The following is an 11,147-nucleotide window of genomic DNA, read 5'->3' as shown; positions in this document are numbered from 1 at the left end:
GCGCTATCCGGTGATGCCGATCTGCCAGGGCGCGAACTCATGCCGGCCGACGCCGAGCTCCTCGCTCTTGCTCTTCTGGCCGGAGGCGATGCGCAGCAGCAGGTCGAGGATGCGCTCGCCCATTTCGGACAATGTCGCGGTGCCGTCCAGGATCTCGCCGCAGTTGATGTCCATGTCGTCTTCCAGGCGGCGAAACATCGGCGTGTTGGTCGCCAGCTTCACCGAGGGCACCGGCTTGGCGCCGTACATCGAGCCGCGGCCGGTGGTGAAGGCGACGATGTTGGCGCCGCCGGCAATCTGCCCTGTGGCGGAAACCGGGTCGAAGCCCGGCGTGTCCATGAAGACGAAGCCCTTGGCGGTCACCGGCTCGGCATAGCGGAAGACGCCCATCAGCGGACCCGTGCCGCCCTTCATCATCGCGCCGAGTGACTTCTCGAAGATGTTGGCGAGGCCACCGGCCTGGTTGCCGGGGCTGACCACACCGTTGATCTGCGTGTCGCGGCCAGCCGCATAGACATCCTTCCACCAGCGGATGCGCTCCAGCAGCTTCTCGCCGATCTCCTGGCTGGCGGCGCGACGCGTCAGCGTGTGCTCCACGCCGTAGATCTCTGGCGTCTCCGACAGAATCCCGGTGCCGCCATGCCGCGCCAGCAGGTCCACCGCCGCGCCCAGCGCCGGGTTTGCGGTGATGGAGGAAAACCCGTCCGAGCCGCCGCATTGCAGCCCGATGCAGAGATGTTCAGCGCTGACGGTGCTCCGCGTCGCGCGGTTGGCCTCGGGCAGCATCTCCTTCACCACGGCGATGCCTGCCTCGATGCTCTTCTTGGTGCCGCCGACCTCTTGCATCACCATGGTGCGCAGCAGCGGGCCGGGCTGCAGCCCCTGTTCGGCGAGCAGGCCGGCGATCTGGTTGCGCTCGCAGCCTAGCCCAACCACCAGCACGCCGGCGACATTGGCGTGGCGCATGTAGCCGCCGAGCGTGCGGCGCAGCAGCTGCATCGGCTCGCCCGAGAGTTCCATGCCGCAGCCGGTGGAGTGGGTGAAGGCGGCCACGCCGTCCACGTTGGGATACGCCGCCAGGCGCTCCGGCGTGAACCAATCGGCGATCGCATGGGAGACGGTGGCAGAGCAGTTCACGCTGGAGACGATGGCGATGAAGTTGCGCGTGCCGACGCGGCCATCGGCGCGGAGGATACCCTGGAAGGTCTTGCGTTCGGCTTCGGGAACCATCTCTACCGGCCGGAAGTCGCGGCCGATGGCGGGATCGCGGTCGAACTCGCGGAAGGCGATGTTGTGGCCGTGCAGCATGGTGCCCGCGGGCGTGTCCTCCGCCGCGAAGCCGATCGTGACCTGGTATTTCAGCACCGGATCGCCCTTGCGCAGGTGCTGGGTGGCAATCTTGTAGCCCGCCGGCGCCTTCTGCTGCGCGATGACATTCTCGCCCGGGATCACCGTGCCCGGTTCGATGTCCACCCGGGCGACGACGACATTGTCGTCCGGGTGCAGGCGGATGACCGGGCCGTTGAGCCGCTTCGCGTCGAGATCAATCATCTGGCCATCCTCCGTCTTCCGCCGCACTCTGCCCCGGGCGGCGGGGGCCGGGCCAGCCCCGGCATCGGATTGCAGCCATACACCGGCGGGAGGAGCAGCCAAATGCCCTGGCTGACGACGCATGACATCGCATTGCGCTATGAACTGCTCGGCAACGGGCCGGAAACGCTGCTGCTGCTGCACGAAATGGGTGGCTGCCTGGAAAGCTGGGATCACATCCTGCCGCTGCTGCTGCCCCGCTTCCGCGTGCTGCGCTACGACCAGCGCGGGGCGGGGCTTTCGGAGAAGCCCGCCGCACCGCTCACCATGGAGGACGCCGGCCGCGACGCCGTGGCGCTGATGGATGCGCTGGGCATAAGGGCGCCGGTTGTGGCGGTCGGCACGGCGGTGGGAGGCGCGGTGGCGCTGCACCTCGCGGCCGCCTTCCCGGAGCGGATTCGTGCCGTGATCGCCACCTCGCCGGCCACCGGCGTGCCGGCCGAGGCGCGCCAGGCGCTGCTCGACCGCGCCGACCAGCTGGTGCGGGAGGGCACGCGGGCCGTGGTGGATGCCGGGCTCGATCAGGGCTATCCGCCGGTGCTGCGGGGCGACGGCGCGCGCTTCGCCGCCACGCGCGCGCAGCGCCTCGGCGCCAGCGCCGCAGGGCAGGCGGCGACGATGCGCATGCTCGCGGGGCTCGACATGCGCGCGCCGCTCGCACGCATCCGCTGCCCCGTTCTGATCCTGGCCGGCGAGCACGATGGCACAAGACCACCGGCCCGCGTGGCGGAGGTCGCCGCCGCCGTGCCGGGCGCCACCTACGCCGTGATGCCGAGCGGCCACTTCATGGCGATCCAGACGCCCGAACTGCTCGCGGCGGAAATCGCGCGGTTCCTGGATGCGATCCCCGCCTGAGCCCGCGTCAGTCCGCGGTGATGTTGGCGCGGCGGATCACTTCGCCCCACTTGTCGAGCTCGGAGCGGATGAAGGCGGTGAACTCCGCGCGGCTGTTGCCGCCGGGGATCGAGCCGAGGTCCTGCAGGCGGCGGTTGATCTCCGGATCGCGGATCGCTCCCGCCACGGCCTCGTGCAGCCTGGCGAGGATCGGCTCCGGCACCTGTGCCGGCGCGACGATGCCGTGCCAGTTGCTCGCATCCACGCTCGGCAGGCCGACCTCGGCCATGGTCGGCACGTCGGGGATCCAGGGCAGGCGCTGTGGGGCGCCGACCGCCAGGGCGCGTACCGTGCCCGAGCGGATATGGGGCAGCAGCACCGGAAGATCGGCGAAGCCGACCTGCACCTCGTTCTGCAGCAGCGCCGTCGCAAGCGGCCCACCGCCGCGATAGGAGACGTGCACCATGTCGAGCCCGGCGGCGTTGCGGAACTGCTCGCCGGCCAGATGCGGCATGCTGCCGGTGCCGGTGGAGCCGTAGTTCAGCCGCCCGGGCTGGGCGCGTGCGGCGGCGATGAGCTCCTGAATGGTGCGGTAGGGCATCGCCGCAGGCACCACCAGCGGCTCCGGCACGGAGACGGCCAGAGTCAGCGGCGCCAGGTCGCGTAGTGGATCGTACGGCGTGCCGCGGCCGAGCCGGGGCGAGATGGCAAGCGCCCCGGCGCTGCCGATGGCGATGGTGTAGCCGTCCGGCGCCGCTTTCGCGGTGACGTCCACGCCCGTGACGCCGCCCGCACCGGCACGGTTCTCCACCACCACCGTCTGGCCGAGGGTAGCGCTCACCTTCGGCGCAAGCAGGCGCACGACGATGTCGCTCGGCCCGCCGGCGGCGAACGGCACGATGAAGCGGATGGCTCGGTTGGGGAATGCCTCCTGCGCGGTGGCAGGCAGGGCGGACAGGGCGCAGAGCAGCGCCCCGGCAGCAAATCGCAACAGCATGTTCTCCTCCTTCGCCGGCTTCTGTGGCCGACCAGACAATGCGACTATCCCCTTATCACGGCAGCGGGCGAAAGCCAGTGGAGGCGCAGGACATGCGGATCAGGCGCGTCGATAGCCGCATCCACCGCAGCGCCTTCGGCTACGGCGCCGGCGAGCATGGCAGCGGCGGCAATCTGCGGCTCCGCGAGATCGAGACCCTGCTGGTGCGCGTGGAGACCGAGGACGGCCTGCATGGCTGGGGCGAGGGATTCGGCTTCACATTGGCGCGCACCACGCAGGCTGCGGTGGAGCGGCTGCTCGCGCCGGCCAGCATCGGCCAGGATTCGCGCGACATCGCGGCGCTGTCGCGGCTGCTGCATCGGCGCTTCCACAATTTCGGTCGCAACGGCCCGGTCAGCTTCGGCATCTCGGCGATCGACATCGCGCTCTGGGACATCGCAGGGAAGCGTGCCGGAAAGCCGTTGCATGCGCTGCTGGGCGAGGCCGCCCGTGGGCGCGTGCCGGCCTATGCCAGCCTGCTGCGGTACGGCGAGCCGGCGCTCGTCGCGCGGAACACGGCGGAGGCGCTGCGGCGCGGCTACCGGCAGGTCAAGCTGCACGAGATCGACCTCGCCTGTATCCGCGCCGCGCGCGACGCCGCGCCGCCCGATGTGCCGCTGATGCTTGACATCAACTGCGCGTGGAACAGCGTGGAGGAAGCGCTGCGCTTCTGCCGGGCGGTGGCCGGCATGAACATCGGCTGGGTCGAGGAACCGCTCTGGCCACCGGAGGATTTCGCCGCGCTGGCTACGCTGCGCGGCGCCGCGCCCTGCTCGATCTCGGCCGGGGAGAACCTTGGCGGGGCGGACGACTTCCAGCGGCTGTTCGCCGCGGGTGCGGTGGATGTCGCGCAGCCCAGCGTGACCAAGCATGGCGGCCTCTCGGCGATGCTGGAGATCGCGCGGCTCGCACGCGCAGCCGGTGTCGGCCTGGTGCCGCACTCGCCCTATTTCGGCCCAGGCCTGCTCGCCACGCTGCACCTGCTGGCCGCGACGCCGGAGGCGGTACCCGTCGAGATCTACTTCGCCGACCTCGATGCGCCTCCGTACGGCAGTGCACTGGCGGCGCGGGACGGCTTCATCTCGGTTCCCGACGCGCCGGGTCTTGGGCTCGAGCCCGTCTTCTGATCAGCCGCCGGGGGCGCCCTGCGTGTTGACGTAGAGCGCATAGACGGAGTGGCTCGCGGCCATGAACAGGCGGTTCCGGTGCCGCCCGCCGAAGCAGAGATTGGCGCAGCGCTCCGGCAGCGCGACATGGCCGATCGGCTCCCCGGTGGGATCGAAGACGCGCACGCCGTCCAGCTCGGGATCGCCCATGCCCCAACCGCACCAAAGGTTGCCGTCAACATCCACGCGGAACCCGTCGGGCGTGCCCGGCCCCGCGGAGATCAGCACGCGCGAGTTGCGCAGCCGCTCCCCGGCGACGTCGAAGACACGGATGGCGCGCGGCTCAGCGCGGGATTCGATGACGTAGAGCCTGGTGAAGTCGGGCGAGAAGGCGAGCCCGTTCGGCCCGGCCACGTCATCGGCCACCATCGTGATACGCCCGGTTGCGCCGTCGATCCGCCATACACAGGCGGGCATCTCCTGCGGCGCCGCCTCGCCCTGATAGTAGCCGGCGATGCCGAAATCAGGGTCGGTGAACCAGATCGAGCCATCCGCATGCACCACCACGTCGTTCGGCGAGTTCAGCCGCTTGCCCTCCACCCGGTCGGCCAGAGTGGTGATGCTGCCGTCGTGTTCCGTGCGACTGACGCGGCGCCCGCCATGCTCGCAGGTGATGAGGCGCCCGTCGTGATCCCGCGTGTTGCCGTTGGCGTTGCCACTCGGGCGGCGAAAGGTGCTGACGGCGCCGGTCTCCTCGTCCCAGCGCAGGATGCGGTCGTTCGGGATGTCGCTGACCAGAAGGCAGCGATGGTCACCGAACCAGACCGGGCCTTCCGCCCAGCGCATCCCGGTGAACAGCCGCTCGACCGAAGCCAGCGGCAGCACACGACTGCGGAAGCGCGGATCGAGCATGCGGATCGCGGGATCGGGGTAGCGGAGGCTTTCCTGCCACATGATGTCGTTCCTCATGCGAGGTCGGGGTCGGCGAGTTCCGGTGCCGCGGCCTCGGGCAGCCCGATCTCGAAGGCGTTCAGCGTCAACGCGACCAGGCTGTAGTAGCCGAGCAGGCCGACCAGCTCGACCATGCCTCGCTCGCCCAGCGCCTCGGTGCCGCGGCGGTGCAGCGCCTCCGGCACGCGCCCGGTCGCGAGCAGCGTGCCGGCCACGTCGTACACCGCCTGCTCGCGTGCATCGCGCAGGGCAGGCGGGCGACGGGCGGCAATGGCGGCGACCACGTTGGGGTCCATGCCGGCCTTCAGCCCCTCGCGCTTGTGCGCGGTCCATTCGTAGTGCGAGGTCCAGTGTCGTGCGCAGACCAGGATGGCGAGTTCGGAAAGTCGCGGCTCGAGCGTGGTCTGGTAGCGCAGAAGCTCGCCGAGGCGCTGCGCGCGGCGTGCGAGTTCAGGGTTGCGGATCCAGGCGATCATCGGCGCCGGCACGCGGCCGCGCAGGCCGGAGATGGCCTCTCCGCACGCCTCGCGCTGGGCCTGCGTCATCTCCGCATCGGACGGCAAGGCAAGGCGGGCCATGGATGCTTCCTGTTCATGCTGACGCGCAGCACCCTATCGGGCCATTGCCAAACCGGGAAGCCGGAGGCAGAGCCGGGGCAGACAAGGCCATAGGGAGTCCAGAATGTCGCAGCGCTTCGTCGGCAAGGTCGCGATCGTCACCGGTGCGGGCTGCATAGGACCCGGCTGGGGCAATGGACGCGCCATCGCAGTGGGCCTGGCGCGCGAGGGCGCGACCGTGCTCGGCCTGGACCGCAATCCGGATTCGATGACCGAAACGGCGGAGCGCATCACCGCCGAAGGTGGCCGCTTCGAAGCCGCGTCCTGCGACGTCACCGAAAGCGCCGCGATTGCCCGGATGGTGGCGGAGACGATGGCTCGGCACGGCCGCATCGACGTGCTGGTCAACAACGTCGGCGGCTCGGCAGCCGGCGGGCCGGTGGAGATGGCCGAGGAGATCTGGGACCTGCAGATCGACACCAACCTGAAGAGCGTCTTTCTCACCTGCAAGCACGTGTTGCCGGTGATGGAAATGCAGGGCGGCGGCGCCATCGTGAACCTGGCCTCGACCTCCGGCATCCGTTGGACCGGCGCGGCGCAGGTGGCCTATGCGGCCGCAAAGGCCGGCGTGATCCAGCTTTCCCGCGTGGTCGCAATGCAGTATGCGGCGAAGGGCATCCGCGTGAACACCGTGGTGCCCGGCCAGATGCACACGCCGATGGTGGAGGCCCGCCTGGCCGGCCAGCGCGCGGGCGGCGACGTGGAGAAGCTGGTCGCCAGCCGCCTCGCCCGCATCCCGCTCGGCTTCGCCGGCGACGGGCGCGACACCGCGAATGCCGTGCTGTTCCTCGCCTCGGAGGAGGCGCGCTTCATCACCGGCACGGAGCTGGTGGTGGATGGTGGCATGACCGTGCGTTGCGGCTGACAGGCGGCGCGAACGAGCGTCGGCGAGGCGCGTTTCCGGCACGTCTGACGCGATCCCATCCCCGGTCGCGTCGAGGAGGTTGGACGATGCCCGCCAAGTCGAAGAAGCAGCAGATGGCCGCCGGCGCGGCGCTCTCCGCCAAGCGCGGCGAGAAGCCGAAGTCCAGCCTGAAAGGCGCCTCCCGCAGCATGGTCGAATCCATGAGCGAGAAGGAGCTGCATGACATGGCCAGCGCCGAGCGCAAGGAGTTGCCGGAACGGGACAGCAAGGACTGAGCGGCGCGGCTCGGCCAGGGACGGGCGGCCATGCAGGCCGGGCGCGATAGGCGACGCACCCTGGCGCGGCGGGTCGCGGTGGAGTTTGGACCGCTGCTGGCCTTCTTCATCGCCAACGCGATCTGGGACATCTACGCGGCGACGCTCGTCCTGATGGGCGCCGCCATTCTCTCCTGCGGCTACGCGCTGCTGCACGAAGGGCGCCTGCCGGTGCTGCCGCTGGTCAGCGCCGGGCTGGCGGTGGTCCTCGGTGGGCTGACGCTCGCCCTCGGGCAGCCCTGGCTGATCAAGCTGCGCCCGACCATCCTGAATGGCGGGATCGCCTTGGCCTTGGCAGTCGCGTTGGCCATTGGCCGCCTGCCGCTTCGCCGCGCCTTCGGACGGGAGTTGCGGTTGCCCGACGACGCATGGCGCACCCTCACCCGGCGGGCGATCGTCTACCTGGCCGCGCTGGCGGCGCTGAACGAAGTTGTCCGGCTGAACTTCTCGACCGATACCTGGGTCGCCTTCAAGACCTTTGGCGTGGTCTCGCTCAACCTGCTGTTTGCAGCGAGCCAGATTCCCCTGGCGCGACGCAGCCGGGCTGCCGCGGCGCGCGACCGATAGTCTGCTCCAGGAAGGCAAGCAGCTCGGCATCGGACTGTGCGAGGATCTGCTCGTCGCGCAGCATGTGGTAGCCGCGCGGATCCATGTTGGCGACCAGCATGGCGGTGCGGCTCGCGGGCCCACGCATCGTGAGCCGCGTGCGCATGTCCCAGACGCGGTTGTCGGGCTCGACGACGAAGGCGTAGCGCTTCAGGCTCCAGCGGGTGAATCGCGGTTTCAGATCCTTGGAATCCCACTGGTGGTATGCCTCGGGATAGAGATGGATGCGCGCATCCGCACCGCCCCGCTGCAGGTCTTCGGCGATCGCATGGCTGCGCTCCACGCAGACATTCTCGTCGAGGCCGCCGATGAACAGGCGGACAGGTGCGCCGGTCGCGGTCGGGTCGGTGAAGCGTGCCACCGTGCAGCCGTAATAGGAGGCGTGGGCGGCGAAGCGCAGCCCGTCCGGCGCATAGGTCTCCGCAATCTGGCGATAGGCGGCGAAGGTCGAGACCATGGCGCCGTAGGAGAAGCCGATCACAGCGATGCGGTCACGATCCACGAAGGAGAGCCCGGCCAGCCAGTTCAGCGCGGCATAGGCGTCGGCGAGCATCGCCGCTTCCGTCACGCGCAGCGCGCGCAGCGGGTGGCTGAGTTTCTGCGCGCGGCGCGGCCCGAAGGTGTCCACCGCGAGCGCCACGTGCCCCTGCCTCGCCAGCATCCGCGCATAGCGGAGCTCGCGCTCCGGAATCACGCCGCCAAGCCCCTCCAGCACCACGACGGCCGAGCGGCGCTCGCCCTGCCCGATTCCGGTCGGCAGGAACAACGTGCCGCCACCGGTCATCGGCGAGCCGTGCGGATCCGTGACGACCTGCGAGAGCGTCCAGGGATTGCGTGTCGGGAACTCGACTTTGGTCATTCAGCATTGCCTCCTGGGGCTGTTCCAACCCGGGAGATGGACGGTCGTTCCTCTGCGCCGGCATCGCGGGCCGCGCCGTTGCGAGGTTGCAGGGTCTGAAGGTGCGGAAAGCCGGCCTGGACGCCCGCGGCCGTCATTGGCATCCGGATCATGCCGCCCTCGCGCCACAGCGGCAGCTGGTCCAGAAGCGTGTCGCTGCCGAGCCAGCCATCCTGTCCGCCCAGCAGCACCACGCGAGAGGAGTCGGGCTCCGCCAGGTCCGTCACGAAGCGCGCGATCGAGCCGAAGAAGGCGCGGTGCGGGCGCGGCACGGCCGGGTGCGCCGTCTTCATCACGGCGTCGCTGGTGCCGCCCGCCGGCAGGTCCGCGAAGATCAGGCGGCGCCCGAAAACCGGCACGGTGCCAAGCGGATGGGCGATGCGCAGGCGATGGATGTCGCCCCAGACGCGCCAACGCCCGAGATCCCGCGCCGCCTTGCGGAGCGCGAGCGCGAGCGCGCGGCGCAACGCATCCGGCTCAGCGCTGTCCAGGTCCTGCGCGATCAGCGTACGCGCCGTCCAGATCGCCGCATAGAGAGCGCGTTCCATCTCGCTGTGACGCTGCTCGCTCAGATGCGCCAACAGCAACTCGAAGGCGAGGGCGGGGCGCGAGTCCGCCGGATAGCTGCCATCCCACGCCCCGATCAGAGGCAGCACGGCATCCATGTCCCGCCGCAACGCCGCATCGGCGTCCGCCCGCAACGATCCGGCGATCCGCAGTAGCCGGTCGCGGAGGGCCAGCGAGCCGGTTACCCGCACGTCGCGCTGCAATTCGGCCATCGCGTCCAGCGTCACCGGTCGCGCCTCGGCGAGGACCTGGGACAGCCGTTCGGCGCGGTCCACCGGCGAGAAGAAGAAGCTGACGGGGACAGGCATCTCCGCCGGCCGATCATTCGCCGAGACGACGAAGCCACGCGGCGGGTCGCGTTCCGGCGGGAAGTCACGCGCGGTGGCGAAACCCTGCCAGTGCGCGATCGCCTCGGGCGGCTCGGTAAGCCCGGCGGCGCGGCGCGAAACGGGACGGCGGGGATACTTGCCCGCGATCTGCTTCGCAACGCCGCCTGCCGCCTCGGCGACCACGAAGTTCTGTCCCGGCACGGCCATCATCTCGGCCGCAGCCGCGAACGCATCGAAGTTGCGCGCGCGGTTCATGGCCAGCATCGCGCCCAGTTCGTCGGAGGCATCGTGACCGACCCAACGCAGCGCGAAAGGTCCGCCGCGCATCGGCAGCGCATCGGAGACCAGCGGGCCCCATCGCGTCTCCCGCAGCGTGGTGCGCACGGGCGCACCGCCGCGCACGCGGATCACCTCCTCGCGCGTCGCGGTGATCTCGGCCGGCGTGCCGGAGAGGTCGAACAGGTCGCTCACGGCCGCATGCGGGCTGGTGCCACCCCAGGCCAGCCAAGGGTTCCGGCCGATCGCGACGAAGGGCAGGCCCGGGAGCATGAGGCCGACGACGTGGTAGCTCGGGCAGCGATAGCCGGCGGCGAGCCAGATGTTCGGCAGCGTGATCGGAAGATGCGGATCGCTCGCGAGCAGCGCGCCGCCGCTGGCGCTAGCGCCGCCGGACACCGCCCAGGCATTGCTGCCGCAGCGTGCGGCGGCGAGTGCGATGGCGCTGCCGAACAATGCCTCCGGGTCGCGCCCGGACAGGCTGGCCACGCTGCCGGTGCCATGCGTCATCAGCCGTTCCCACAGGTCCGGCCAGCCACTCTCGTGGCGCAGGCGCATCAGCTTCAGCCAGAGCACCCAGTTCACGTCGGCCACGGCGGCGCGGCCGACAGCCATCACATCCTCGGCGGTCCAAGGCTCGCGCCCGACGCCGCCGAGCAATGCGCAGTCCGGAGGCAGTTCCTTCAACCGCGTCGCGTGATGGTTGAGCCCCGTCACGAAGCCGTCGAGCCAGCGGCGCGTCTCGGGTGCCATGGCGGCCAGGATGCCGGGTACGGCGCGGGTGATGCCGATGCTGCGCAGCGCACGGTCCACATCGATCGCCACCGGGCCGACGAGTTCCGCGGTCCGGCCCAGCGCGACGTGGCGCAGCACTTCCATCTGGCCGAGTCGGAGATGCGCATGGACGACGCCGAGTGCGACCGCGACGTCATGATCCACGTCCGCCTCGATCCAGGGCACCTGGTGGTGGTTCCAGCGCAGCGTCACCGGCCGTTCCAGCGGCGCATCCTCCAGCGGGATGGCTGCCAGGCGCTGCGCCAGGTCGCGCGGCCGTGGCCGGCCCTGCCTCAGCAGGGCGCCGGCGAGAATGGCGAAGGAGCGTGCTGCCCGAAGCATGGCGGGCCAACCGGCGGCGAAGCCGGCGGTTCCGTCCCGATC

11 protein-coding genes are annotated in these 11,147 nt (G+C 70.4%); 5 read left to right on the top strand and 6 right to left on the bottom strand.

The window, feature by feature from the left end; translation table 11 throughout:
* Positions 1 to 3 precede the first annotated feature (3 nt).
* Positions 4 to 1,551, bottom strand: coding sequence for a UxaA family hydrolase (locus ACESM1_RS08040; protein WP_372619187.1), 1,548 nt, complete (start codon positions 1,549 to 1,551; stop codon positions 4 to 6).
* A gap of 102 nt (positions 1,552 to 1,653) precedes the next feature.
* On the opposite strand from ACESM1_RS08040, the gene ACESM1_RS08035 reads away from it, so the two are divergent.
* Entirely contained in the window at positions 1,654 to 2,445 is a 792-nt protein-coding gene (locus tag ACESM1_RS08035; protein WP_372619186.1) for an alpha/beta fold hydrolase, read from the top strand.
* Positions 2,446 to 2,452: 7 nt separating this feature from the next.
* On the opposite strand, the gene ACESM1_RS08030 is transcribed toward ACESM1_RS08035, so the two are convergent.
* Positions 2,453 to 3,421: a Bug family tripartite tricarboxylate transporter substrate binding protein gene (locus ACESM1_RS08030; RefSeq protein WP_372619185.1), complete on the bottom strand. Its 969-nt coding sequence runs from the start codon at positions 3,419 to 3,421 to the stop codon at positions 2,453 to 2,455.
* Between the two features lie 92 nt (positions 3,422 to 3,513).
* On the opposite strand from ACESM1_RS08030, the gene ACESM1_RS08025 reads away from it, so the two are divergent.
* Entirely contained in the window at positions 3,514 to 4,587 is a 1,074-nt protein-coding gene (locus tag ACESM1_RS08025) for a mandelate racemase/muconate lactonizing enzyme family protein (protein ID WP_372619184.1), read from the top strand.
* Here the strand turns inward: ACESM1_RS08025 and ACESM1_RS08020 are convergent, their stop codons facing one another.
* Both ACESM1_RS08020 and ACESM1_RS08015 read right to left on the bottom strand, forming a co-directional pair.
* Complete coding sequence (locus ACESM1_RS08020) at positions 4,588 to 5,520, bottom strand: SMP-30/gluconolactonase/LRE family protein (protein WP_372619183.1); 933 nt, start codon at positions 5,518 to 5,520, stop codon at positions 4,588 to 4,590.
* 11 nt (positions 5,521 to 5,531) lie between these two features.
* Positions 5,532 to 6,095 carry a carboxymuconolactone decarboxylase family protein gene (locus ACESM1_RS08015; protein ID WP_372619182.1) on the bottom strand — a complete coding sequence of 188 codons (564 nt, stop codon included), beginning with the start codon at positions 6,093 to 6,095 and terminating at the stop codon, positions 5,532 to 5,534.
* Positions 6,096 to 6,198: 103 nt separating this feature from the next.
* Between ACESM1_RS08015 and ACESM1_RS08010 the strand changes: the two genes are divergently transcribed.
* From ACESM1_RS08010 to ACESM1_RS08000, 3 genes are all read left to right on the top strand, one after another.
* On the top strand, positions 6,199 to 6,999 hold the full coding sequence (locus tag ACESM1_RS08010) for an SDR family NAD(P)-dependent oxidoreductase (RefSeq protein WP_372619181.1): 801 nt from the start codon (positions 6,199 to 6,201) through the stop codon (positions 6,997 to 6,999).
* Positions 7,000 to 7,085: 86 nt separating this feature from the next.
* Entirely contained in the window at positions 7,086 to 7,274 is a 189-nt protein-coding gene (locus tag ACESM1_RS08005; RefSeq protein ID WP_372619180.1) for a DUF3008 family protein, read from the top strand.
* Between the two features lie 30 nt (positions 7,275 to 7,304).
* Entirely contained in the window at positions 7,305 to 7,880 is a 576-nt protein-coding gene (locus ACESM1_RS08000; RefSeq protein ID WP_372619179.1) for an inner membrane-spanning protein YciB, read from the top strand.
* On the opposite strand, the gene ACESM1_RS07995 is transcribed toward ACESM1_RS08000, so the two are convergent.
* Both ACESM1_RS07995 and ACESM1_RS07990 read right to left on the bottom strand, forming a co-directional pair.
* Positions 7,807 to 8,778 carry a dienelactone hydrolase family protein gene (locus tag ACESM1_RS07995; RefSeq protein WP_372619178.1) on the bottom strand — a complete coding sequence of 324 codons (972 nt, stop codon included), beginning with the start codon at positions 8,776 to 8,778 and terminating at the stop codon, positions 7,807 to 7,809. The two genes, ACESM1_RS08000 and ACESM1_RS07995, sit on opposite strands and share 74 nt — an antisense overlap.
* Positions 8,775 to 11,105: a penicillin acylase family protein gene (locus ACESM1_RS07990; RefSeq protein WP_372619177.1), complete on the bottom strand. Its 2,331-nt coding sequence runs from the start codon at positions 11,103 to 11,105 to the stop codon at positions 8,775 to 8,777. Before ACESM1_RS07990 ends, ACESM1_RS07995 begins: the two co-directional genes overlap by 4 nt.
* Positions 11,106 to 11,147 lie beyond the last annotated feature (42 nt).

Source organism: Falsiroseomonas sp., from assembly GCF_041690465.1.
GTDB lineage: Bacteria > Pseudomonadota > Alphaproteobacteria > Acetobacterales > Acetobacteraceae > Falsiroseomonas.
The sequence above is the reverse complement of the archived record's forward strand: the minus strand, read 5'-3'. Positions and strand labels throughout refer to the sequence as shown.

Excerpts from the sequence above, each read along its gene's own strand:
- ACESM1_RS08015 (WP_372619182.1), bottom strand. The coding sequence starts at position 6,095 with ATGGCCCGCCTTGCCTTGCCGTCCGATGCGGAGATGACGCAGGCCCAG.
- ACESM1_RS08025 (WP_372619184.1), top strand. The coding sequence starts at position 3,514 with ATGCGGATCAGGCGCGTCGATAGCCGCATCCACCGCAGCGCCTTCGGC.
- ACESM1_RS08040 (WP_372619187.1), bottom strand. The coding sequence starts at position 1,551 with ATGATTGATCTCGACGCGAAGCGGCTCAACGGCCCGGTCATCCGCCTG.
- ACESM1_RS08030 (WP_372619185.1), bottom strand. The coding sequence starts at position 3,421 with ATGCTGTTGCGATTTGCTGCCGGGGCGCTGCTCTGCGCCCTGTCCGCC.
- ACESM1_RS07995 (WP_372619178.1), bottom strand. The coding sequence starts at position 8,778 with ATGACCAAAGTCGAGTTCCCGACACGCAATCCCTGGACGCTCTCGCAG.
- ACESM1_RS08035 (WP_372619186.1), top strand. The coding sequence starts at position 1,654 with ATGCCCTGGCTGACGACGCATGACATCGCATTGCGCTATGAACTGCTC.
- ACESM1_RS07990 (WP_372619177.1), bottom strand. The coding sequence starts at position 11,105 with ATGCTTCGGGCAGCACGCTCCTTCGCCATTCTCGCCGGCGCCCTGCTG.
- ACESM1_RS08010 (WP_372619181.1), top strand. The coding sequence starts at position 6,199 with ATGTCGCAGCGCTTCGTCGGCAAGGTCGCGATCGTCACCGGTGCGGGC.
- ACESM1_RS08005 (WP_372619180.1), top strand. The coding sequence starts at position 7,086 with ATGCCCGCCAAGTCGAAGAAGCAGCAGATGGCCGCCGGCGCGGCGCTC.
- ACESM1_RS08020 (WP_372619183.1), bottom strand. The coding sequence starts at position 5,520 with ATGTGGCAGGAAAGCCTCCGCTACCCCGATCCCGCGATCCGCATGCTC.
- ACESM1_RS08000 (WP_372619179.1), top strand. The coding sequence starts at position 7,305 with ATGCAGGCCGGGCGCGATAGGCGACGCACCCTGGCGCGGCGGGTCGCG.